The organism is Paenibacillus sp. 1_12, from assembly GCF_900114475.1.
Taxonomy (GTDB): domain Bacteria; phylum Bacillota; class Bacilli; order Paenibacillales; family NBRC-103111; genus Paenibacillus_S.
Genome location: NZ_FOTE01000005.1, coordinates 199412 through 222508 on the forward strand (window position 1 = coordinate 199412; position 23097 = coordinate 222508).

A 23097-nucleotide genomic window follows, 5' to 3' on the forward strand; every position below is an offset into this window, starting at 1 on the left:
AGTGTCAGGTCAGAGCTCTCATAAATTGAACATACTGCGGAAATGACTCTTCCGCGTTCAGAATCTCAGGGTGCCACTTTTTCTCCCATTCCAGTGTGTAATAGCCTTCATAACCGTTCTCTCTTAACAGCTTAATTGTATCTGCCAATGGGACGTTACCTTCTCCTGTCAAGCAATATTGAAACTTCCCACTGCCATCCTGTAATAGTCTTGAATCCTTTACATGCGTGTATTCAACCCATCGGCTTAGCGATTCCCAAGTATCCTTCGGCTGCTCTCCAAGCGTCCTGAAGGGATGATGCAGATCCCATAGTACGCCAATGGCTTCTGTATCTACCTGCTCCATGACGGCTTGTACATCCGTACTGGAAGTCCAATCATCGTGGGTTTCCAGCAGTAGCTTCACGCCATGCTCCTTCGCAACCGCACCCAGCTCATGAAAGTGCTGTACCATCGTTTGGATAGCTTCTGTGCGGTCTGTATCTCCAATGCCCCCACCAAAAACGCGAATATATCGGGTATTAAATATCGTGCAGAGCTTGACGTATTCTTTAATTTCAGCCAAATTTTTCTCCATATCTTCCTTGGAAAATACATGCACAGAACTGGAAAAGCATGATACTTGAAGCCCCGCATTCTTAATTTGATCACGAGTTTGAAGTACATTACCGGAAAAAGCAGGCAGCTTATAAATATTCATTTCACCGGCAACTCCACGAAAGTCAATGGCATCAAAGCCGTATTCCACAGCCCTTTTAATAATTAAATCCAGTTCCCAATCCGGGCATCCCAATGTAGTAAAAGATAAGTTCATCATATCCTCGCTCTCCTGATTGGAATCAAAGTCCCATTCATCATTGTTGGTATGGTTATTTATTGTTTAGTCATACGTAAAAAACGTTCTTCATTCACTTCTCTAAGGCATGGCTGCCCTGTCACAAACCTGACCAAATCCTCTACAACCATGGCTCCTAGCTGTGACTTCCAATAGCCGGAATAAGCGCCAATGTGCGGCAAACAGATGACATTGGGCAGCTTCAACAGCGGATAGTCTTCTTGAACAGGTTCATTATGGTACACATCCAAAGCAGCCGAAATGCGACCCGATGTAAGCTCATCCAGTAGAGCCGTCTCGTCTATCAAAGGACCTCGGGCTGTGTTGATTAACAAAGCGCCGTCGACCATCAGCTTTAATTGTTCTTTGCCAATCATTCCTCGTGTTGAAGTGGTCAATGTATCATGCAAAGAAACAATACGACAGTTCCTCAGCACATCCTCCAGACTACAGAGGGTAACTCCAAGCACCTCTGCTTCCTCCACTGAGCAATAAGGTGAATACAGCAGTACACGCGTATGGAAGGCATGCAAAATACGAATAACCTCTCTGGAGATCTCACCAAGACCAATGATCCCAACTGTTTGGCCAGATAGCCCCGAAACCGTACTTCCGTTGCCGCTATCTCCCCAAAGCCCGCTTTTCAGTCTATCCCGATAATTCAGGATTTCCCATGATCCGCTCATCATTAATGTTACAGCCAGTTCTGCCGTAGACTTAGCTAGTGCCGTGTTGGCATTGACGACTTTAATAGGTCTTTGAAAAATCGATGGTTCGACATATGGGGTTAAAGTCCCAGCAGCATGACCGACAAAGCGCAGCTGCTTCGCCTGTGACAACACCTCGACCGTTATTTTCGGTGAACCCCAGGAAGTTAGACAAGCATCATATCGATGAATGTCTTGTTCAAATTGAGCCGCTTCATACATCGTGCCTTCTGGTACCCAGTCGACTTCAGAAACAGACTCTAATTGCTTGATCACCTCTTCGGTAAATAACAGCTGTCTTAGTTCTTTTTTCCAAACCGTTACTAACGTTCTCATCGGTATCCCCCGTTTGAAAGCCTAACCTGCCTAGATTAACAATGATCATATGAAACCGCATTAAAGCTGATCTAAGCTTATTATAGCTGAAGTTTCCTAAAGGGGAAGCTCTCCATCTTCCAAAAAAACTACACTATTTACCGCTATTTGTATGATTTCGTTTGTAGGCATAAGGCGTGACCCCATACTTGATTTTGAACGTTTTAAAAAAATGACCTGTATGCATGTAGCCTACTGCTTCCATCACCTCTCCTACCGAAAGATCCGATTGAAGCAGCAGCTCACCGGCTTTTCGTAGTCGCAGCTCCGACAAATAACCGCTGAAGGTGACACCCGTTACCATTTTAAACAGTGAACTGAAGTAGTTAGGTGAAACGGATACCCGCGCGGCAGCGTCCTTTAAAGTCAGCGGTTTATCGATGTGCTGCTCCATATAATGAATAACCTCACGAATAGCTTGTACATACCCGGAACCAGCCTGCTGCGCCCAGCCTCTAACCTCGCGGGTGATCATGACGAGAAACTTCAGCAAATCTGCGCGTACCGCATATTGATGATAAGCATCCTTTGTGTCCAGCTCGCTTTTAATATCCTCGACTAGACGTTCGATGACGATTTGTGAACGGGGTGACAAATTAATCAGCAGAGGGCAGGACAAGGATATCTTGGATAATTCCTTAATATTTTCTTCGAGTAGTGAAGGCATAAAATCCAACTGTACCAGCTCAAAGGCTTGTTCCTCAATCGGCATAAAACAGTGCATCGTAGAGGTAGGAATGGAAAACAAGTCCCCACGCTGTAAATCCATCTGCTGATCTTCAACCACATGCCGGCACACGCCGGTCAGGACATAACAAATTTGCAAAAACTCGTGGCCATGGGGGACCTGATTATAGTTGGTTTCCGTTCTAACTTCAAATTTGATCGGAAAGTCCTCCTGCATAAAGTCCTTATACTGGAATACAGTTGTATTCATTGTAGCAATCACCTCTCGAAAGCTCTCTTGCGTGACATTTATCTTATATAATTGATGATACTGGTCACTGCCTCGCCTGAAACCGTTCGTAAAGCTCAATAGGCTTCTTTAATTTGGGAAAACCTGTGATTTTACAGCTGATGGAATCGGGTACATACCAAGCAGCCTGATAAACATCCATCCCTACACTGCGAGCTCCTGCCAATTCATTAGAACCACCATCTCCAACAAACATGCAATGTTTGGGATCAACACCCAAACGGGAGCAGGCTAATTCATATATAGCCGCATCGGGCTTTGCATACCCGACTTGATAAGAAAAGACCACCGCATCAAAATAATCACCTAACGGACAATCTGACCATCCCTGAACTTCCTCTTCAGTACAATTACTAATAAGGCCCAGCTTGACATGTTCGCTCTTTAATAGCTTCAGCAAGCTGATAACATCCTTGTCCATATCCACAAAAGGCACCTTTTTTTCCCGGATACGCTCTTGGTACAGGTTTTCGATAATGAGTTCATCAAACGGCAAATCGTTCTTTTCGAGGATATCCATCATGACCGCACGATAAGTTGGAAAACCTCCGTTCATTCTCATTACTTGCCTTTCGTTCCATTGCTGCTGAAACTCGCTGTTAGAAAGACCAATTAAATTGTGAAAATTTCTGGATTTCCGACTTACTTTACGACTTCCATGGGCATATTCGGTAATCAAGGTTTCAAAAAGATCAAATATAACAGCTTCCGTTTGTGCCATGTTCAGCTCTCCCTGGCTCCGATTTATGTTGGTGCAGGTCGACGACTCTTACCTCCTTATGTACCCACTAGTAAAGCCTTTGCTCATAGCTTTCCTTTAGTCCATTGGCTATGATTTCTTCAGTATATTCAACTGAATTTACGTGGGCTGACAATATAGCGGGTATCGATGGCAATTCAGTCTTGTCCGGCCACGAGTTGGTTTCCCATAGTCCAGATCGCTTGAAAGCCTTTGCACAATGAATAAAACATTCTTCCACCTCAACTCCAATCCCAATACTTGGCTGCTTCTCCTTGGCCTTCATTTGCTGGAGTATCTCTTCATCTTTGATCACATAAGCTTTTCCGTTGATTCGCAACGTTTCTTCTAATCCTGGAATGATGAATATAAGGCCAATTCTCGGATTGAGTACAATATTTTTCAGTGAATCGATTCTACGATTGCCAGGTCTCTCCGGAATAACGATGTATTTATCATCTAGTACAAGTACAGATCCAGGGGCATCTCCACGTGGAGATACATCGCACAATCCTTGGTCATCTGAAGTAGCTACAAATAAAATGGGTGATCGGGCTATGAAATCTCGACAATGCAGATCTAACCGACTAATCCCCTTTTTCTGGACAAGCTCACTTGGGTAACCGACTATTTGTCTAATATCATCCTCAGAATTCAATATTTCTTTAAAAGGAAAAGGACTATTCATTTCTGCTCCTCGATTCTTAACATTTGCAGATCATCAGCATATTCCCGTCACGTCTTTAGAATTAAATCAGTGATTGTATTGGACTACGTGATCAATTTTTTTAGTTCTCACGACTATTCAATTTCATTGTTGAACAATACGGTTGAAATCCAACCTTTTTCCAGAAATTCATTCCTTTTGGATTCGACATTAATACATCGATTGTTATTTCAGCAGCATTAAATCTCTGGTCTATCAGTAAACGAATCCCCTCAGAACCATAACCTTTATTTCTGTGCGCTCGGCTAATGAAATATTGCCTTAAATAAACTTCTTTAAGCTCTTGATTAAACGGATTCACTCTAAACTGGTACAAAGCGTAACCCACGATCTCCTCACTTGAGTACAAAAGATCGACGCTCCAATTATTACTTAGAAAATCCTTCATTCGCTGCTCCAGCTCGTCTACCTGCATCGGATTTTGGCTGTGCTCATCCTCAATTAATTCCTTGTTCATCCGAGCGATTTCTTTCAAGTCCCCCATAGCTGCTTCTCTGATCATTAAATTCATAGACGAATCAGTCCTTTGACAAACTTGTTCTCATCTTGATTCCGGCGACATCCTCGTTGTTATAATCTTTTGCTAGCTTGATATCAAAGGGCTCGAATCCGAGTTTGTAGTACATGAACAATGCTTTCGTATTTGTATTATGGCAAACCAATTGTAATTGTTTAACCTTCAATTCTTCTCTGGCTTTGGTGATCATCACTTCCATTAGATATTTGCCAGCACCTTTACCTCGAAAATCCCGATGAATAATGACATTACCTAACCAGCAATACTCCCCTTCAACCAAATCATAAAAATTACTGTATCCCACGACCTGTTGATCGAATTCGATTACAGTAGGCATTAAGCGTGTTAGAGATACTTCGTACAGCTGTTTTGACTCAACAGGAAATCTCCCTTTCGGGAACATATAAAAGGACTCCGTCCTATCCTTAGTAAAAGCAGCTATATCGTCAAAATCCTTTTGATTGCTGTCTCTAAAGCTATACACCTAATCACCTTCTTTATGCTTTTAATATACCTTATTGTTCTAGTTTTGTGTTATCAAGTCGATCATTAGAAAATTCTTGTTTCGGTCCCTTGTCATCTTTTCTCCTGGTCTCTATGTAATTGCCATTGGTATACCGATCCAGAACCTTCCTCCAAAATAATAGTGCAGGCACGTTCCAATCGAATTGACTAACTCTCCAATTTCCATGGAACATATTGAATATTTGAAAAGCAACTCTTTGACCCAGCCCTTGATTTCTGTACTTTCTTAAAATAAAGAAATGGTTTAAATAAAATACATTTTCTTCTTCCAGATATCTGACTATGACAAAACCCGCTATTTGATTTTCAATTTTGATCCCGTACAGGTTGTAGCACTCATCATGGTATAGATCCTGTACATTTATTTTCGGTTCAAACAATCCTGACCTTTTAACATTTGAATAATTGAACTCAGACAAATCATAGGCTGCAAACTCAAACAAATTTGTTAATATGGGGATTTCCTTTTCTTTTAACCTGCATAGTTCGATTTCCACCAGATCAACAACTCCATACACAGATTTGTTCGATTTTACTCACCGTTGTGATGGTAACCTTAATCCTTCTTGACTCATCTTGATGTTTTCATATATATTATAGAAAATGCTTCATTATGGTAAATTGGTAACGCGATAAATCAATAAAAAGATTGGGGAGGTAGTACTAATGTCACTACTAAGATGTGCTCTGCCAAAGGGTAATAACAAAGCCATCAGCAAGTTGTTCAATCAAGCTGGCATCCCGATGTCTGCAATCATAGACGAATCAAGACAATATAAGATACACATCTCAGACTTCGAGTTTATCTTAGTTAAACCCAAGGATGTACCGACTTTTGTAGAATTTGGTGCTGCTGATATCGGTATCGTCGGGAAAGACGTTCTCTTAGAAGTAAAAAAAGAGATTATCGAGCTTCTTGATCTCAAAACAAATGAGACTGAATTAGTTATTCTCAGTTCAAAAGATGAATTGGAGACCGTGAATATTGATGTGGCTACTAGCTACCCGAATATTTCAACCGAATATTTCAAAAATAAAGGGATTCACGCCAAAAACATTATTTTAAATGGAAATCTGAACCTGGCTTTCGAGCTTCAATTTGCAGATGCTATTGTTGATTTAATAACTAACAAACAAGATCTTCAATCTAACTCTACTTTTGTAGATACCATATGCAAGGTCAGCGACAGGCTGATAGTTAATCGCGCCAGTTACATCCTAAAAAATGCACAGATCGAATCTATTTCCTCCAAATTAAGAAAGCTAATCGATAATAAAGCATAGACAGATCCATTCACTTTCTAACGCTTCTATTTACGATATGTTTGATACCTTCCACATGCTGCAATGTTCTTAATTCCGGCACAACAAACTCTGGGACGATAAAGTAATCATCAAGCGCTTCCATATGTACCCATTTATTCGCAAATCCCTGTTCAGCCCCTTCAAATTCATCGTTATGTTGATAAATCGAGTGGCCTGAAGGTAAATGTACGAGATAAAATAATCCCATCTCATGTACCCGTCTATCCGAAAATTCAATGAAATTTTCAACTAACCATATCAGTTTTTTATTTACGATGGGAACATTAAATTCTTCTAGCATTTCACGCTCGATTGCTTCTTCTGCACTTTCGTCAAACTCGACTCTGCCGCCTGGAATATACCAAACCTGATCTGACGTATCCCTTTGCAGAAGCACTTTACCATTATGTACAATGACGCTTGCTGCTCGATACTGAAATTTGTTGTTTCCAGTTACATAAGATATCATCATCGTCTCGGCACAGCCCTTCTATTAAGTTCACGCTTACAAAATAGCCTTTTCATATAAATTCGCACTCCAGCCCTTGCCATCCGTTCGTCCCCGAAATTCAAAGCCTGCAGTTGTGTAAAATGCATTTAATCCTTCGTTCCGAGGCATACAATCCAGTCTGAGCAGCTTTTTGTGGTTATTTTTCAGATGTGCCTCACACCATTTCAATAATTCAATTCCTAGACCCATGCCGCCGAACTCTCGTTTTACAACTAATTTATGCAAATAACCAGCCTCATCACAATCCAACTCCTTCCAAATGAAGGGATCACACCATTGAATAGATAGCCCACCCACAATTTCGTCTCGTAAGCTTACCCTGTAAACCTCGGATTGCTCAAATAGCTCGTTCATATATTCAGTTGTAAAATCACTTGTTTTCCATTGATCAATGCCTTTTGCTTCCATCCAAGCCGCGGCCTCGATATACAAGGACTGCAGCTTGGGTATGTCATCCTGATTAGCTCTTCGGATCTCCAACTGATGAATCGTATCGTTCATCCTTCCACCTTCAACCCTCTGATATCTAGTTCTTTAGCCTTTTTCAAAAATTGCAAGTCTCGGCTTCGAATAAACTGTGCTGCATAAGGTTCAGGACTATCATTACTTATTAGTGAAATAGCTTCGTCAAGAGACACCCATTTAATCTCGCAGCCTGAAGCCAGCTCTTGCTCTGTATAAGCCGGCTCTCGAATATCTCCGTGAACGCTGCAATAATAACAATAAGAAAATTGCATGAATTCATGCTGATCGCGGAATTCGATAATAAAGCCAATCTCTCCGATATGCGCGATATGAGCACCAACTTCTTCCAAAATTTCACGTTTCAAAGCACGTATCCGATCTTCTCCCTTCTCGATTCCTCCACCAGGCAGCTTATGGTAATTTCTTTTTGATACAAAAAGCAGCGCTATGTCACCGACCTCGTTCATAACGACAGCTCTTGATGCCTTTCTCAACTCATATTTAACGTCCTTGGTCTCGGTACTATTGCTCCATATATCTTTGTCATGTATTTCTGCTATTAGCTCCATAGTAAGTAACCTCACTTGTTTTATTTGTTCATAATATCTTTAAACAGCTGTTCTTGCTCTTCATACTGACCTTGATAAATGTCCAGATATTCAAATACTGCAAAAGAAAAGTCAACGAACGCGCGACCTTTGGCCGTAATTATATTTCCATCCTTCACGACTCTTTGGTCTATATAGTTTTCACGCGGGAAGGGGTCATATGTACCTAATTTATGAATTGCCTCTATTGAACAAGAAGTAGTAAATGTGTGATTGTTCAAAATTCCAGCTCTGCCCAAATATTGTGGACCATTACATATCGCTGCAATCAGCTTCTTTTGTTGATTCAGTTGAATAATAAACTCAGTTAGCTCTGATCGCTGCTCCCGGATCGGCCCGCCAGGGATAATAAGTCCTTCAATATCATCAAGCTGAGTTGCTTCTGAAACTGTCAGATCAGGCTTGTAGTGCAGGCCGGACTCGCTCATCACAGCATCATAGGTATACCCTGCTGAAAGCACTTGTCTTTTACCGATATTTTTTATTTTATGAAAAACTAACGTAATCTCAAAATCAGCAAAGTCCTCTGTTACCAAACAAATGATTTTTCCCATAGCTGACACCCTCATTCAGTAGTAGTAGTTTTTTGTCAAAGAAGAGCATTATTAACTACATAAGGATGAACTAAACATCATGACAGCAAAGAGGCGCTGCGAAAGCAGACCCTTCTTCCAATCGCTGTTGCAGCCAGATTCTTTCGATTCTTAGCCCCATGGGGTAAGAATCCGTCTGCAAAGGCGAACACTTCGTTTCTCCAGAAGGGTCCGCTTTCTCCGCTCGGGCTGTGTGTTTCTTTGGTTCATCTTATATAGTTTCCAGTTGCTCTATCTGATGTAAGGCAAAATTCTCTTAACCTCGGTATTGTCCATAACAGTGTCCAAAGGCCGCCACCTAACCTCTTGCAATTCCTGCTCCGGCTCACTGAGCTCAGGGTCCATCCCCAGTTTCAGATTACCACCCGTTGTAATACCACGATAACAATAGTACATTCCTTTAATTCGGTCATTATAATATTCTAAGATTGGCTCTACGATCTCTACCTCAAGCCCTGTTTCTTCATAAACTTCTCTTACTGCTGCTTGAACTGGTGTCTCATCTGCTTCGATACGTCCACCTGGAAAGGTCCATAGCTCCTCGCCTTTGTACATTTGTCGAACCATTAATAATTGGCCGTCTTTACATAATACTACGCAGCTGCGCGTCGTCATATTAGACCTTGACCCCCGTTACCTATATGACATCATCATTCAGAAATTTAATTTAGAACTCGCGGCTTCTTCAATGCAATGCATGAATTATTTTCAGTCTGGTTTCCGCTAAAAGATGTTTGAACTTATGGCTATCCAGCGGTTCATTCCAGCTAAATCCATCATTCTGATAACGTGGGAATACATGCATATGATAGTGCCCCAAGTCATTAAAAAGCCCTCCGTTTTGAATGATCGTAATACCATCCGGTTGGAATAACTGCTTTAACACTTTAGCTATAAATGCAGAGCTGCTCATGATAGCAGCGGCTGTATCGCTGTCCAGCTCCTCTACATCCAAATAATGCTTTTTGGGCAAAATTAAAAGATGCCCTTCGTTCATCGGTTCAATGTCCAGCAAGCAAGTCACATATTCATTCTCATAAACCACATGGGCTACGCCCTTCTCGTTAGCTAATTTACATCCTAAACATGCTGTCGATTGATGGTTCATTAGGTTCACCTCATGTTATAAGTATTTAAGCCGCAGCTCAGCAATAATAGATCATAAGCTATATGTTTTTAAAATGCGAGATATCCCCGTGCAAAATAATTTCCGGTAATCCATTTGTAAACTCGACTTTACACAAACTCGTCGGATGGATATAATGATGCTTCCAAATATGTTTTATTGGCATATTTTCACACATAGCCATCAGTAATTTCACCACAATGGTGTGAGTCACAAGGAGAATCGATTTGCCTCGTTGGTCATTCAGGATCTGATTGAATTGACGAATCGCTCGTTCTGATACCTCATTAAAGGTTTCGCCGCTCTGCACCCTAAATTTCTCGGGATCGTTCCAAAAATGATCAAATGATTCCAGATCGCTTCTCTCAACCTCTGCTTGCGTTCTCCCCTCCCAGTCTCCCAAATTCATTTCTTTCAAAGCATCGCTCTGCCTAATCTCGATTTCTCTGGCTTGTCTGATTAATTCTGCCGTTCGTACTGCTCTAAAGCTTGAACTTGTATAGATGATATCAATCCTTTCGTTCTTGAAGGATTCTCCTAACCACTTTGCTTGTTGAATCCCGAGCTCTGTTAATGGAGAATCCTGATGACCTTGGAATTTATGCTGAACATTCCACTCTGTTTGTCCATGCCTCACGATGTATAACGTCGTTTTTTCATCATTCCGTACAGCAGGGCTGTGTGTTGCGAGACTGAACCTACATTCAAACCGTTCGACACCTGAATACTTTTCACCCAAGCTGACGATCTCAAAGCCGATCCTTTTGTAAAATTCAACGGCATCCTTATCCGTCTCGGCCTTTATTCTTCGAATCCGATTATCTTTCATATAGGTCATGATCATTTTTTTGCCTAATCCTTGCTTTCTGTAGCTGCTTTTGATCGCTATATGCTTCAGCTCTGCCTCTTCCTCATTATACTGGATCACACCAAGCAGACCGGCCAGTTCCTCGTTGATGATAACGCCCAGCAGTCTTCTTGACGGATCTTTTATGTAGGTTTCAACTTCTCTCTTCACCCGCTCTTCATCTGGGTACATACATGCTGCAAGTAAATTGGTTATCTCCTGAGCGTCCTCATAATCCTGTAGATTGATCAATCCTATCACCTGCTTATTGGGGGTTGAAATTAGATTTAGTTTCCATTCCAATTTATAATATTTTATGTTCTCAAAATAGGTTTGACATCGTTCTTAAGATCTTCAATCAGTGGTCTTTGCACCGTACTTATATCTTGAATGTCCATATTCTGGAGCTTCTTAAATTCCAATTGAAGTGACTCTTTGTTTATATCCTTGAATAATAGCGTTGTCCCGTCTGCAGCAATCCTGTCTTTTAAATCAACTTTAGCATTAAAAATAAACATCACAAATACAACTTTATTCCCATCTGGATACGTATATTGCATTCGTGGACCGCTATAAACCGCATATAACTCACAGCTATCTACTTGAAGCCCCGTCTCCTCCATAATCTCTCTCTTCATCGTTTCTTCGATGGATTCTCCTGCGTCCATGCCTCCTCCGGGCAGCCCCCAATTTCCATAGTCAGACCTTCTTTGAAACAGTATTCGGTTCTGATCATCCCGTATGATTGCTCCACCTGTAACTATGACTCGCATCCCTGTATCTCCTTCTGCTGCCATTTCGTTCACGCAAAAATCTTACTCATTCGACCACCTCCCAATTAAACCAAAAATTGGCTTTGTCTACAATCATTAAAATCAATAGATTACAGAAAGCAAAAAATCCATACCGGTATCGGCATGGATTTAGATGTTGAATCATATTTAGGAATTAAGCACGGGAAATGTATTTACCTTCACGGGAATCAATCAACAGCACATCGCCTTCGTTAATGAACATCGGCACTTGAACTGTCAAGCCTGTTTCCAGCGTTGCACTCTTCGTTGCGCCTGTAGCGGTGTTGCCTTTAATACCTGGCTCGGTTTCAACCACTTTGAGCTCGATACTGTTCGGCAGGTTAATGCCAAGAATTTCTCCTTGGTAGCTCATGATATGAATCATCATGTTCTCTTTCAGGAATTTAAGCTCCCATTCCAACTGCTTCGCACTCAGGCTGAACTGGTCAAATGTCTCTGTATCCATAAACGTATATTCGGTACCACTGGCGTACAGGTATTGCATTTCACGGTTTTCGATGTGTGCGCGGCCTACGTTCTCACCAGCACGAAAAGTACGCTCAACCGTATTGCCGTTACGCAGGTTCTTAAGCTTGGAGCGTACGAATGCTGCACCTTTACCTGGCTTTACGTGTTGAAAATCAATTACGGTAAATAGGTCATGCTCAACTTCGATGGTAAGGCCTGTCTTAAAATCGTTTACTGAAATCACGGAAAAATACCTCCCTAAAAATGTGAGCAGCCAGCCTGATGCTGTTCAGCTAATCCAAGCCGCTGCCAAAGATGTAATCTCAACCCAATACAATCAAGTCTTTGCTTGAATGCGTTAATATGTGAATACCGGTCTCTGTGATGACAATATCGTCTTCGATGCGAACCCCGCCAAAGCCTGGCAAATAAATGCCTGGTTCGACCGTCACAGTCATACCTGGTGTTAAAACCGTATCGCCCTGCACCGACAGCCGCGGCGCTTCATGAATTTCCATTCCTAAACCGTGACCCGTTCCGTGTCCGAAATAATCCCCGTAACCATACTGCTTGATTACATTTCTCGCAATCGCATCCGCTTCCTTACCCGTCATCCCCGGCCTGATCTTGCTCAATGTTTCCAGCTGCGCTTCAAGTACAATACTGTAAATCTCCTTGTGCTTCTCTGTAGGCTGGCCAACAACTACAGTACGGGTAATGTCAGAGCAGTAGCTTTTGTAATATGCGCCGTAATCCAGCTTGACGAATTCGTTCGTCTGGATCACTCTGTCACTTGCTTTGCCATGCGGAAGAGCTGAACGTTCACCCGAAGCTACTATCGTCTCAAATGAGGTTGACGTAGCGCCATTCCTTCGCATGAATATTTCGATTTCAAGTGCAATGTCAATTTCTTTCGCGCCTGTCCGAATGAACGATAGAATATGATCAAAAGTACGGTCGGCCAAATCAGCGGCTTCCTGCATAACAGCAAGCTCCAATTCGTCCTTAATCATCCGCAGCTTTTCTACCAGTCCACTGGTTGCCTTAAGCTCGATCCCGCTAAGTGCTTCCGAGGTGCTAAGAAATGTTCCATAGGTCATATCATCCTGTTCAAAGCCTACCTTCGCAATACCCGACTTCAAGAGCAGGTCCTTAACGGTAGCCATTGCTTTGGGGGCGTGCTCAACCACTTCATAACCGATAGCCTGCTTAGGAGCTTGTGTCATATAACGGAAATCCGTCAGCAGATAAGCTTTCGACTCCGTAATCAGCACGTAACCTGAGGACCCGGTGAACCCTGTCATATATTGACGATTAGTCGCATTCGTAATCAGAATAGCCTGAAGCCCTTGCTCCTGAAGATCAAAACGCAATTTATCCAAACGTCCTTGCATGTGGTTTCCCTCCTAAAGAGTTTTCCGTAGGAAAACTGACTTCGTAAGCATAAGCTCGACTTTCTGTAAGAAAGTCTTCTTCGTAAGCATCACCAGAGTTTTCCGCAAGGAAACCCTAATTCACAGCATTTACCTCATCCAGGTGCTTAACTAACGCACGTAGACCAAGCTCGTAACCATCTGCTCCAAGACCAGCGATTTGACCGAGTGCAACAGGAGCAATAACCGAAACATGGCGAAATGGCTCTCTTTTATGGATATTGGAAATATGTACTTCAATGGTTGGAAGCTGAACTGCGCTTATTGCATCACGAATGGCATAGCTATAATGGGTAAACGCTCCGGGATTCATAATAATTCCCTGCTGTTTGCCAAAAGCCTCATGGATTTTATCGATCAAAGCGCCCTCATGGTTGGATTGAAAGCATTCTAGCTCGACATCCAGCTCCACAGCGAGCTTTCGAAGATTATCCTCAATCGCTTGCAGCGACAATGAACCATATATGCCTGGCTCTCGAACACCCAGCATATTCAAATTAGGGCCATTTAATACCAAAATTTGTTTCAAAGCAGACCCTCCATAACCAACAAAAGTTGACGAAAATTCGCGTACCTCTTATTTTACCATAAGTTTCTTCAATTTGAGAACTGTTTTTTCGTGATTTTCTTGTTTACAGCGATTCGCTCATTCTGGCTGCGGGTTGGATTTGCCATTTTTGAATGGTTCACGTATCCGTTCATCATTAAATTCAAAAGCAATACTGTACCCAATAAATAAGCCCCAAAGTATAAATAAACAAAATTCGGTCAGTATCGTTTTTAAATCAAGGTAAGCAATCCAATTCATCATTCCTGTAACCGGACCAATTAACAAAAAAATTAGGCCCCACCATACAGCGCCATACCCAAGTCCTGCCCATGGTCCAGCTGATTTGGCCAAAAGCAAGGCATACAGCAGCGAAGCCGCAATAGAAAATATGATAAAAACACCCCACCCAAGCAAGTAGCCCTGCCAAGTCACCAGAAAACTGCTTTTAAAAAAAGGCTCAACCAGAAAACCCGGGGTTAAGTTGCTGAAGTGAAACAGACTTTCAAGCATTTTGACTGCCCCCCAAATTAATCCAGCATAAAAACCGATATACATTGAAAAAAACCATTTATTAGAACCACGAGCGGCTTCTTGTTCATTCTTCATCATGTTCCTCCATTTCCTGCAAAGGTTAGTCTATCCATTGGGCTGGTAAAGTTAGTATACGCATTTTTTTGTTAACTAATCGATAGTAGCTTTCTCCGTTTGAATCCGATACAATAATATAGAAACCTCATTCATCATTTACAAAAGAAGGTGCAGAACGTTGTCGCAAAAAGAACAACCAAGTGGAATTTACGGAGGTCAAGCCGTAATCGAAGGAGTTATGTTTGCAGGTCGAACTGTACACGTTACGGCGGTACGCCGAAAAGATAATTCCATTCAATATTTAGAAGTTCCAAAGAAAGAAATCGGTTGGGTTCAAGCCTTAAAAAAGATTCCTTTTATTCGTGGGATCGTAGGGATCGTGGAAGCAAGCGCTAAAGGCGCACAGCATTTGAATTTTTCAGCTGAATCATTTGCCGAAGGCGAAGAGGACCCTCAGGAAGCGAAGAAAGAAAAGAAAGAATCGATGGCTGGTCGCATCTCCATGATTTTGGGAGTTGCCTTGGTCGGAGTACTGTCCTTTGTATTTGGTAAATTCGTCTTCACACTCGTTCCTCCTATTATTGAGCAGCTGCTGTTTGCTCATGTATTTCAAAACCAGATCGGGCATAATTTAATTGAGGGCTTGATCAAAATCATTTTGCTGGTAGCCTACATTTACTTTATCTCCTTAACACCGATGATCAAACGTCTTTTTCAGTATCATGGTGCCGAACATAAGGTGATAAGCGCTTATGAGGCTGGTATGGAACTAACTGTGGCTAATGTTCAAAAGTTCAGTACACTGCATTACCGCTGCGGCAGCAGCTTTATCGTGTTTACTGTACTCGTAGGTGTTATCATTTATTCATTCTTTACTTACGACTCGTTTATTGAGCGCATTATACAGCGGATTGTGCTTTTACCTGTTGTTATTGGTGTTTCTTATGAGGTACTTCGATTCACCAACAGCTTGCGTGAAGTACCTGTCCTTAGATATCTGGGTTATCCAGGATTGTGGCTCCAAATGCTCACAACCAAACAGCCGGACAATTCGCAGGTAGAAGTGTCCATCGCCTCTTTTAACCGGATGAGAGAAATCGATCAACAATCAAAAGGGTAAGCTCACCAATAGTTTCGTAAGACCACTCAGCAGATGTTTATGATGTAAGTTTTGCCAAACTTACTAAACTCTAAGGAGGAAACGCAATGAAATCTGGCCGTTATTCCGTTGCTACTTACATCATTCTGGGATTAGCTTTGATAGGTGTTGCCTCGATGGCATCTCAGCTTATCATCCCAATTGTCGTGTTCGGCGTCATTTTCCTGTTACTGAAGTACCCTCCCAACAAATGGGGTAAAAGTAAAACTACCACACCGCGTTTTGGGAAAGGTAAAGAAAGGCGTACACGTGATGCGACTTTTCGTGTGATCAATGGAAATAAGGGAAGCTCGGATGAGCCTCCCAAATATCATTAAGCGGCGAGCTTCTCGCCGTTTTTTATTTTGCTATATGCGTCATTCATTGTTAAATGATAATCGCTTTATTGTTGCGAAGTACATGCTCTACATAATCTTGCTTGTAATCATTTAGCCTCCATTTGTCAAAAAACCGCTCTCCAGCTTGCTTCCCTGACTCATATAATAGCCTGCTCGTTTCCAGGGGAATATCAAATTGTGTGATACTTACCCCAAGCGTTGGGATTTTGATCGTCCGAAAACGATTGACCTCCTCAATATAACGCTCGTCATGTGCATCCATCATCGTTGAAAATAGCGCCTTAAACATCGTTAATGGACCATAAATCGTGTTGGGCTTGCTTGAGCCTCTGCCAACTAGCTGAAAGCCTACTGTCGGAATCATTGAATCTAAAGCAGGGACATCATCATGATCGAATATCCAAAGCGGAAAATTACTTAAAAGTCCTCCGTCAACGACATAAACAAACTGCTCAGCAAAAGTCTCATTAGGCATACGCTTGTCAGCCGATTTGCGTATGATCACAGGATCAAAAAAGTATGGAATACTTGTGCTCATTCTGACCGCTTTGGAAATGGCAAGCTGCTGCGGATCAATCCCATATTGTGCAATATCATCTGGAAGCACCAGAAGCTTGCGCTGTGAAATATCGGATGCAATGATTCGCAGCTGGTTTTTTTTCAAATCACCGAAGTTGCGAATCCCTTTGGCCAATAACAGCTTATGCATCCAGTTTTCCAAAGCTTCTCCTGAATACAATCCCTTTTTCAACAAGAGACGAACGGCCGGACCGAACACTTTGGCATCAAACAGCTTGGAACGCTGCAGGAAGGCTTTGAATGGCGTCGCTTCAATAATGGCTTTCATTTCCTCTGCCTGGTATCCAGATGCCACTAGAGCGGCTATGATAGCCCCTGACGAAGTACCTGCTAACTGATGAAACTCAATACCTCTGCTTTCCGCTGCTGAAACGGCGCCAGCCAATGCTATACCCTTGACTCCACCACCTTCAAAAACTGCATTGATTTTCATGGAACTTCATTCCCCCCTCCCAAACCCTCCCCATAGGGAGGGCCCCAAAGGGCTATGCCCTCTGGACTCCCTTGGATCGTAGGCATAATGCTCGGTTCTCGGGCCGCTTTCATCCCTTCGGGACACGCTTGACTGGCTTCTCTTGCTACTGGCTGGACGTTACTGTTGTGTTCTCGAATCGCTTTCGTCCCTTCTGGACACGCTTGATTGGCTGCTCTTCTGCTGGCTGGTCGTTACTGTTGTGATCTCCGGCCGCAGCCTTTTCTGTCCCTGCGGGATTCGAACGGCTGCTGATTGTATTGCTGGAGGACCAGGAAATATCAACCTCCTCACTTTTTGTAGATACCCGTTTGGCTAAAGCAAACTTAGTAGCAAAAAGTAAGTATATGCTTTGAGATCTGCATTCTTGCGTTTTTCTTACGCAAGAATGCAAAAAAGCATCCGAAATGAACGGATGCTTTTTTGCATGTTTTTCTTCCTTCTAACAAATAGAAGTGCAGTGAGTTATAAGCGAAGTGACCGTGGTGTTCTGTAGAAGCGGAGCGCTCGCCTTTGTTCATGGAATTCTACCTATATAGATTTGATACAATCAAGAAATCCATGAACAACAGCGATCGTAAGAATACTGCGGACGCGCAGCGGTAATTCTCACTGTAATAAGCTCACTGCACTTCTTTTCTCAAGTCTCGTCCATTTCTTTCTTAAGCTTCATCAGATCTTCGCTGCGTTTGGGGTCACGATGAAAATACTCGATTAATGTTTCGATGCAAGTAATCGAATCCCAGCTGAGATGATGCTCAATCCCTTCAACATCTTTATAGATCGTATCCTCGGATACGCCAATTAGCGTCAAAAATTGTTCTAACAGATCATGACGGGCTACCAATCGTTTACCCATTTTTTGTCCTTTGGGTGTCAAAATCAGTCCACGGTATTTTTCATATACCAAATAATTGTCTTTATCCAGCTTTTGTATCATTTTGGTGACAGACGAAGGATGAACCTCTAGACCCTCAGCAATATCAGATACGCGGGCATAACCTTTTTCATCAATTAATTTATAAATACGCTCCAGATAATCTTCCATACTCGGTGTAGCCATTTTCGTTCCTCCCGTACATCATCAATGACCCAGCTTGTTTCAAAAAGCAAATCCACTTTTACAGAATGAACTTCAGCTATAAGAAGCACACTAAGGTCATCATAAGCGCTTTTTACTATAACATAGCCCGATAACCTAAGCAAGCAGGGCCATTTATTCCGCTCTTTATTTTTCAGAAAAATCGGAAAATAGGTTGATCTTTCATCTTATTCATTATAAATTTTCAGGAGGTACACCATGTCAACCGAGCTGTTAACACCAACTCTACGTCAAACCAAGGTATTCGTTCCCGAGCTCGTATATTTTGAACCCGATGCACTGAACTACCCCAAAGGGCAACGGATCCTAGAATGGGCCAAGCAGCAAGGTCTGCCTATTCACATGACTACCTCTCACAATAGGATCACGAACTTGCCTGGGGACAGTGAGCTGGAGAAGTATAAGATCGCCAAAAGAACACTTGTAGTCGGGATACGTAAGACATTAAAGTTCGAACAATCCAAGCCTTCCGCCGAATACGCAATTCCGATTGCAACTGGCTGTATGGCCCACTGCCATTATTGTTATCTACAGACAACCCTTGGTGCTAAGCCCTATATTCGTATTTACGTGAACACAGACGATATTTTGAAAGCGGCCAAAGCTTATATCGAAGAACGTGCACCAGAAATTACCCGTTTTGAGGCGGCTTGTACGTCTGATCCCGTGGGACTGGAGCATATTGGAGGCTCTTTGAAAGAGCTGATCGAATTTATGGCTAACGAACCGCTAGGCAGACTTCGCTTTGTTACGAAGTTTCATCATGTAGAGCCGCTGCTCGATGCAAACCACAATAAGCATACCCGATTTCGTTTTAGTGTCAACGCTAGTTATGTAATCAAAAATTTTGAGCCTGGAACCTCCAGCTTTGCGGAACGGATCACTGCAGCAGGTAAGGTCGCCAAAGCCGGTTATCCGCTTGGTTTTATTATAGCACCCATTATTTGGCATGAGGGCTGGGAGGATGGATATAAAGAGCTGCTGGAAAAATTAAAAGAGGCGCTTCCCGCAGAAGCGACCTCCGATTTGACCTTTGAGCTGATCCAGCATCGATTTACGAAAACAGCCAAAAGAGTTATTGAACAGCGTTATCCCAAAACCAAGCTTGAGCTTGATGAAACCAAACGTAAATATAAATGGGGACGTTATGGACAAGGGAAATATGTGTATCCTGACGAACAGGCCAATGCTTTACGTGAATTCATCACTGAACAAATATTTGATAAATTCCCGAATGCCAACATTGATTATTTCACTTAAAATTTAAGCCAGTCGGGGGTTATTTGATTGAGCCAGATGGTGATTCGTGTCATTTGATCGGTGTAGAGCAGGATCGCCATCACGACCATCAACCCTCCGCCTATTTTCATAATGATCGAAGAATAACGCAAGATCCACTTGGTCGTTCCAATGAAAAATGATAGTACGAGAAAAGGAATGGCAAAACCCAGGGAATACGCAGTAATAAGCGGAAGCCAGGAATCCGGATTTGTAGCAGCAAGCGCCAGAATCGCAGACAAAATCGGTCCGATACATGGCGACCAGCCGGCAGCAAAGCCGATACCAATCAGCACTGAGCCCAAATATCCCGCAGGCTTCAGCTTCCACTGCAGCTTGCGTTCCTTCATTAACCATTGAGGTTGGAAAATACCCAGTAGGAATAGTCCCATCAATAGTATCATCAGTGCCGCAATTTGACGCAGCAATCCTTTATAATCGGCAAAAAAATTGGAGACCAGCCCAGCTCCCCAGCCTAAGCTATAGAAAATAATTGAGAACCCTAGAATGAAGCATAACGTATGTAGTATCGTTTGTTTTCGTACACCGGAAGAATTTGCGTTCTTCAACTCACTAACAGATATACCTGTTATATACGATAAGTAGGATGGATACAGCGGCAGGCAGCAAGGCGAAATAAATGATGCCAACCCTGCCCATAATGCAATCCATAAATTAACCTCCAAGATGTAACCTCCTAAGAGCTTTCTGCTTTCGTCGTATGGTTATAAACGCAGACCTCTTTTAATAAATAAAATTATAATGAGCAGTGCAATCAGACACAATACGATTGTAGCCCCTGGTGCCAAATCCCACAATCCTGCCGACAGTAAACCACCGATAACGGCCAATTCCGAGAAGAGTATGGCCCAGAATATGGAATGACGAAAGCTTTTGGCAACAAGCAATGAACAGGCTACAGGTATCGTCAACAAGGAGGATACGAGCAGTGCACCTACTATTTTGATCGAGACACTAATAACCAGCGCCGTCAGCATTGTAATCATAATATTGTAAAAACGCAAGGGCAATCCGCTGACCCCTGCAGCATCCTCATCAAAGAACATCAGGAACAGTTCTTTATAGTTGAACGCAATCACGCCCACCACAAGAACCGTTACCCCGAATACAACCCATAGATCGGTCGCATCCAACGTATAAATACTGCCAAAAAAATAGCTCATGACATTCATATTGAAGCCTTTGCCCAGTGTGAACAGCAGCGTAGCTATGGCCACTCCGCCCGACATAATGATGGCTATCGACAGTTCCGCATATGTTTTGTAGGCCTTACGAAGACGCTCAATCGCGAATGAGGCCAGCAAGGCAAACACAAGTCCGACACCGATTGGATACACGTTAATGAGAAAGCCCAGAGCTACCCCTGCTATCGATACATGCGCGAGGGTATCCCCAATCATCGACAACCGCCGCAGCACCAGAAATATGCCCATCAGTGGCGCAGTCAGACCAATCAATAAGCCGCCTATAAGAGCACGTTGAAAAAAATATTCCGAAAATATATCCACCCAAATTCTCTCCCAGCTTGGCGACGATCTGTTAACTTGGAACTTCCATCTGCTCACGCAGCTTGTGAATCGAATGTGTTAAATTCGTTTCTTTGCAATTCTCCGGTTCGTGCGTATGCTTGACATAAAAGGATAGAGAACCGCTTTTTTCAACCGGCTCAGCCCCAAGGTAAGATTGTATCATATCCATATCATGCGACACCATCAAAAAAGTAATATGATGATGCTGATGCATATGCCTTATCATTTGAAAAAAGTCTGCCTGCGTTTGTGCGTCAATTCCTACCGTAGGCTCGTCTAGTATGAGAAGCTCCGGGTTGTTGATCAGCGCCCGAGCAAGAAACGCACGCTGCTGCTGCCCTCCTGAGAGCTGACCAATTCGACGATCGGCCAAATCTTCAATTCGCATCGCATACAGCGCATCTGAACACTTTTGCTGCTCGGCTTTACTGATCCGCTTGAACATATTCTTTTTGCCATACAAGCCGGACTGTACAACCTCGCGGACGGTGGCGGGAAACAGCGGATTAAACGAGTTTTTTTGCGGTACATAGCCAATCCGATCCCAATCGCCAAATGATGAGACGGGTTCCCCAAAAAGACGAATTTCGCCTTGTGTCGGCTTCAGAAGTCCCACAATCATCTTCAGCAATGTTGTTTTCCCTGCACCATTGGAACCGATAAGACCCACAAAATCGCGCTCCAACACGGAGAAGCTTAGGTGCTCGATTACCTTTTTTTGTTCATAGAAAAAAACGACATCATCGATCTCGACGATACTACGATGACATCGGGGGTTAGAAGTCATAAGTGCAAGCTCCTTTATCACAGGTTTTCCTTGTCTCTTTCTTCTATTGTAATGCTTTTATTAAATTTTTCAAATTTGCCTCCATTAACGTGATGTAATCAGCTCCTGCTTTGGTCTGTTCATCCGTTAATCCCTCGATCGGATTCAATACCATCGTATCTACTTTTGCATCCTTGGCAAGCGTTTTTGCCAGACGGTCAGAAACCAGCTCTTCAAAGAAAATGTATTTAACGTTGTTCGTGCGGATAAATTCATTGATTTCCTGCAGCCCCTTGGAAGTAGGCTCAGCATCGGGAGATAGGCCCATAATGGGCTTTTGAGTCAAGCCGTATTCCTTCGTTAAATAAGCGAACGATTGATGGGTAACGACGATTTGCTTTTTGGTCAGCGGAGTTAACGCCTGCTTGTACTGATTATGCAGTTGATCCAGCTGTGCTGCATATTTAGTGAAATTGGCTTCGTAATCAGCCTTGTGAACAGCATCGATTTTTACCAATTGATCTTTGATCGTAAGCGCCATCTGCTTGGCATTAACAGGACTCAACCAAACGTGCGGGTCCACATGTCCGTGTTCAGTGGCAGTGTGAGTATGACTGTCAGCTTTTCCTTTGGCCTCTTGCCCCTCTTCCTCTGCCGATTCGAGCAAAGCAACCCCTTTACTTGCCTCGACTATTGTAACTTTGGAATCCTTGGGCAAGCTATTCAAAGTATCATCAACCCAGCCATCAAAACCTGCACCCAGATAAAGAAACATTTGCGCTCTGGATATATTTTGCATATCGCGTCCTTTGGGGGACCAATCGTGCGGCTCTACCCCGGTCGGAACCAAATTAATAACATTCACATGATCGCCACCGATTTTCTTAGTGAAATCGTAAAGTGGATAAAAGCTGGCGACTACATTTATTTTATCTGGAGACAGGGTTGCTTTGGAATCACCGCATCCAGCTATAACTATCGATAATCCAGCTAGTATCATCATCGGTAAAGCCCATTTTTTTCTGAAAAACATTTCATAATCCCCTTTATGTAAATCGTAATAATTTTCATTAGCAGTATCGATTATACGTTCCTCTTCCTCAGCTTGTCAACTGTTAATAATTATTACGATTAAACGAAAAAAAGCACCCTTCTAGGACATGT

30 protein-coding genes are annotated in these 23097 nt (G+C 42.7%); 4 read left to right on the forward strand and 26 right to left on the reverse strand.

The genetic code is table 11. The features are described from left to right. Positions 1-4: 4 nt before the first annotated feature. From BM210_RS13500 to BM210_RS13535, 8 genes are all read right to left on the reverse strand, one after another. Positions 5-817, reverse strand: a complete 813-nt coding sequence (locus tag BM210_RS13500; protein WP_256223591.1) for a sugar phosphate isomerase/epimerase family protein — start codon at positions 815-817, stop codon at positions 5-7. Positions 818-873: 56 nt separating this feature from the next. Next, positions 874-1878, reverse strand: a complete 1005-nt coding sequence (locus BM210_RS13505; protein ID WP_091168899.1) for a hydroxyacid dehydrogenase — start codon at positions 1876-1878, stop codon at positions 874-876. Between the two features lie 133 nt (positions 1879-2011). Further along, the gene (locus tag BM210_RS13510) at positions 2012-2854 is read right to left on the reverse strand and encodes an AraC family transcriptional regulator (RefSeq protein WP_091168901.1); all 843 of its coding nucleotides are present in this window, start codon (positions 2852-2854) and stop codon (positions 2012-2014) included. 64 nt (positions 2855-2918) lie between these two features. Further along, the gene (locus BM210_RS13515; protein WP_091168903.1) at positions 2919-3614 is read right to left on the reverse strand and encodes an HAD family hydrolase; all 696 of its coding nucleotides are present in this window, start codon (positions 3612-3614) and stop codon (positions 2919-2921) included. 67 nt (positions 3615-3681) lie between these two features. Further along, positions 3682-4320, reverse strand: a complete 639-nt coding sequence (locus tag BM210_RS13520) for an MSMEG_1061 family FMN-dependent PPOX-type flavoprotein (protein ID WP_091168906.1) — start codon at positions 4318-4320, stop codon at positions 3682-3684. Between the two features lie 100 nt (positions 4321-4420). Then, a complete protein-coding gene (locus tag BM210_RS13525; protein WP_091168908.1) occupies positions 4421-4870 on the reverse strand; it encodes a GNAT family N-acetyltransferase in 450 nt (149 codons plus the stop codon). Between the two features lie 7 nt (positions 4871-4877). Further along, a complete protein-coding gene (locus BM210_RS13530) occupies positions 4878-5360 on the reverse strand; it encodes a GNAT family N-acetyltransferase (protein WP_091168910.1) in 483 nt (160 codons plus the stop codon). 31 nt (positions 5361-5391) lie between these two features. Next, a complete protein-coding gene (locus BM210_RS13535; protein WP_177237795.1) occupies positions 5392-5898 on the reverse strand; it encodes a GNAT family N-acetyltransferase in 507 nt (168 codons plus the stop codon). Between the two features lie 169 nt (positions 5899-6067). Between BM210_RS13535 and hisG the strand changes: the two genes are divergently transcribed. After that, positions 6068-6685 carry an ATP phosphoribosyltransferase gene (gene hisG / locus BM210_RS13540; protein ID WP_091168914.1) on the forward strand — a complete coding sequence of 206 codons (618 nt, stop codon included), beginning with the start codon at positions 6068-6070 and terminating at the stop codon, positions 6683-6685. A 10-nt stretch (positions 6686-6695) separates the two neighbouring features. Here the strand turns inward: hisG and BM210_RS13545 are convergent, their stop codons facing one another. The 12 genes from BM210_RS13545 to BM210_RS13600 all read right to left on the reverse strand — a co-directional run bounded on the left by BM210_RS13545 (position 6696) and on the right by BM210_RS13600 (position 14710). After that, positions 6696-7178 (reverse strand): NUDIX hydrolase, encoded by a 483-nt coding sequence (locus BM210_RS13545; protein ID WP_091168916.1) that lies wholly within the window; start codon positions 7176-7178, stop codon positions 6696-6698. 33 nt (positions 7179-7211) lie between these two features. After that, complete coding sequence (locus BM210_RS13550; RefSeq protein ID WP_091168919.1) at positions 7212-7718, reverse strand: GNAT family N-acetyltransferase; 507 nt, start codon at positions 7716-7718, stop codon at positions 7212-7214. Then, the gene (locus BM210_RS13555) at positions 7715-8251 is read right to left on the reverse strand and encodes an NUDIX domain-containing protein (RefSeq protein WP_091168920.1); all 537 of its coding nucleotides are present in this window, start codon (positions 8249-8251) and stop codon (positions 7715-7717) included. Before BM210_RS13555 ends, BM210_RS13550 begins: the two co-directional genes overlap by 4 nt. Positions 8252-8271: 20 nt before the next feature. Beyond that, positions 8272-8844 carry a DJ-1/PfpI family protein gene (locus BM210_RS13560; protein WP_177237796.1) on the reverse strand — a complete coding sequence of 191 codons (573 nt, stop codon included), beginning with the start codon at positions 8842-8844 and terminating at the stop codon, positions 8272-8274. A gap of 270 nt (positions 8845-9114) precedes the next feature. Next, complete coding sequence (locus BM210_RS13565; RefSeq protein WP_091168926.1) at positions 9115-9498, reverse strand: NUDIX hydrolase; 384 nt, start codon at positions 9496-9498, stop codon at positions 9115-9117. 70 nt (positions 9499-9568) lie between these two features. Continuing rightward, a complete protein-coding gene (locus BM210_RS13570; protein ID WP_091168927.1) occupies positions 9569-9991 on the reverse strand; it encodes an HIT family protein in 423 nt (140 codons plus the stop codon). A gap of 58 nt (positions 9992-10049) precedes the next feature. Beyond that, positions 10050-11108, reverse strand: a complete 1059-nt coding sequence (locus BM210_RS36235; RefSeq protein ID WP_371263471.1) for a GNAT family N-acetyltransferase — start codon at positions 11106-11108, stop codon at positions 10050-10052. A 62-nt stretch (positions 11109-11170) separates the two neighbouring features. Further along, the gene (locus tag BM210_RS13580; RefSeq protein WP_091169392.1) at positions 11171-11629 is read right to left on the reverse strand and encodes an NUDIX domain-containing protein; all 459 of its coding nucleotides are present in this window, start codon (positions 11627-11629) and stop codon (positions 11171-11173) included. A gap of 175 nt (positions 11630-11804) precedes the next feature. Then, positions 11805-12362 carry an elongation factor P gene (efp, locus tag BM210_RS13585; RefSeq protein WP_091168930.1) on the reverse strand — a complete coding sequence of 186 codons (558 nt, stop codon included), beginning with the start codon at positions 12360-12362 and terminating at the stop codon, positions 11805-11807. A gap of 79 nt (positions 12363-12441) precedes the next feature. Next, positions 12442-13512: a M24 family metallopeptidase gene (locus tag BM210_RS13590; RefSeq protein WP_091168931.1), complete on the reverse strand. Its 1071-nt coding sequence runs from the start codon at positions 13510-13512 to the stop codon at positions 12442-12444. A 115-nt stretch (positions 13513-13627) separates the two neighbouring features. Next, positions 13628-14080, reverse strand: a complete 453-nt coding sequence (aroQ, locus tag BM210_RS13595) for a type II 3-dehydroquinate dehydratase (protein WP_091168933.1) — start codon at positions 14078-14080, stop codon at positions 13628-13630. Positions 14081-14197: 117 nt separating this feature from the next. After that, positions 14198-14710, reverse strand: a complete 513-nt coding sequence (locus BM210_RS13600; RefSeq protein WP_371263472.1) for a YqhR family membrane protein — start codon at positions 14708-14710, stop codon at positions 14198-14200. Positions 14711-14927: 217 nt separating this feature from the next. Between BM210_RS13600 and BM210_RS13605 the strand changes: the two genes are divergently transcribed. Beyond that, positions 14928-15809 (forward strand): DUF1385 domain-containing protein, encoded by an 882-nt coding sequence (locus tag BM210_RS13605; RefSeq protein ID WP_371263481.1) that lies wholly within the window; start codon positions 14928-14930, stop codon positions 15807-15809. 86 nt (positions 15810-15895) lie between these two features. Beyond that, on the forward strand, positions 15896-16165 hold the full coding sequence (locus BM210_RS13610) for a hypothetical protein (protein ID WP_091168940.1): 270 nt from the start codon (positions 15896-15898) through the stop codon (positions 16163-16165). Positions 16166-16214: 49 nt separating this feature from the next. Here the strand turns inward: BM210_RS13610 and BM210_RS13615 are convergent, their stop codons facing one another. Both BM210_RS13615 and mntR read right to left on the reverse strand, forming a co-directional pair. Further along, entirely contained in the window at positions 16215-17198 is a 984-nt protein-coding gene (locus BM210_RS13615; protein WP_091168942.1) for a patatin-like phospholipase family protein, read from the reverse strand. Positions 17199-17877: 679 nt separating this feature from the next. Further along, the gene (gene mntR / locus BM210_RS13625; RefSeq protein ID WP_091168946.1) at positions 17878-18300 is read right to left on the reverse strand and encodes a transcriptional regulator MntR; all 423 of its coding nucleotides are present in this window, start codon (positions 18298-18300) and stop codon (positions 17878-17880) included. 237 nt (positions 18301-18537) lie between these two features. Between mntR and splB the strand changes: the two genes are divergently transcribed. Beyond that, complete coding sequence (gene splB, locus BM210_RS13630) at positions 18538-19599, forward strand: spore photoproduct lyase (RefSeq protein WP_091168948.1); 1062 nt, start codon at positions 18538-18540, stop codon at positions 19597-19599. On the opposite strand, the gene BM210_RS13635 is transcribed toward splB, so the two are convergent. The 4 genes from BM210_RS13635 to BM210_RS13650 are packed head-to-tail and all read right to left on the reverse strand — an operon-like array spanning position 19596 to position 22966. Beyond that, the gene (locus BM210_RS13635; RefSeq protein WP_091168951.1) at positions 19596-20306 is read right to left on the reverse strand and encodes a cytochrome c biogenesis CcdA family protein; all 711 of its coding nucleotides are present in this window, start codon (positions 20304-20306) and stop codon (positions 19596-19598) included. The genes splB and BM210_RS13635 overlap by 4 nt on opposite strands. A 36-nt stretch (positions 20307-20342) precedes the next feature. Then, positions 20343-21146 carry a metal ABC transporter permease gene (locus BM210_RS13640; RefSeq protein WP_091168953.1) on the reverse strand — a complete coding sequence of 268 codons (804 nt, stop codon included), beginning with the start codon at positions 21144-21146 and terminating at the stop codon, positions 20343-20345. A 31-nt stretch (positions 21147-21177) separates the two neighbouring features. After that, positions 21178-21954 (reverse strand): metal ABC transporter ATP-binding protein, encoded by a 777-nt coding sequence (locus tag BM210_RS13645; RefSeq protein WP_091168956.1) that lies wholly within the window; start codon positions 21952-21954, stop codon positions 21178-21180. Positions 21955-21997: 43 nt separating this feature from the next. Continuing rightward, positions 21998-22966, reverse strand: coding sequence for a metal ABC transporter substrate-binding protein (locus tag BM210_RS13650; protein ID WP_091168957.1), 969 nt, complete (start codon positions 22964-22966; stop codon positions 21998-22000). Between the last annotated feature and the right edge of the window lie 131 nt (positions 22967-23097).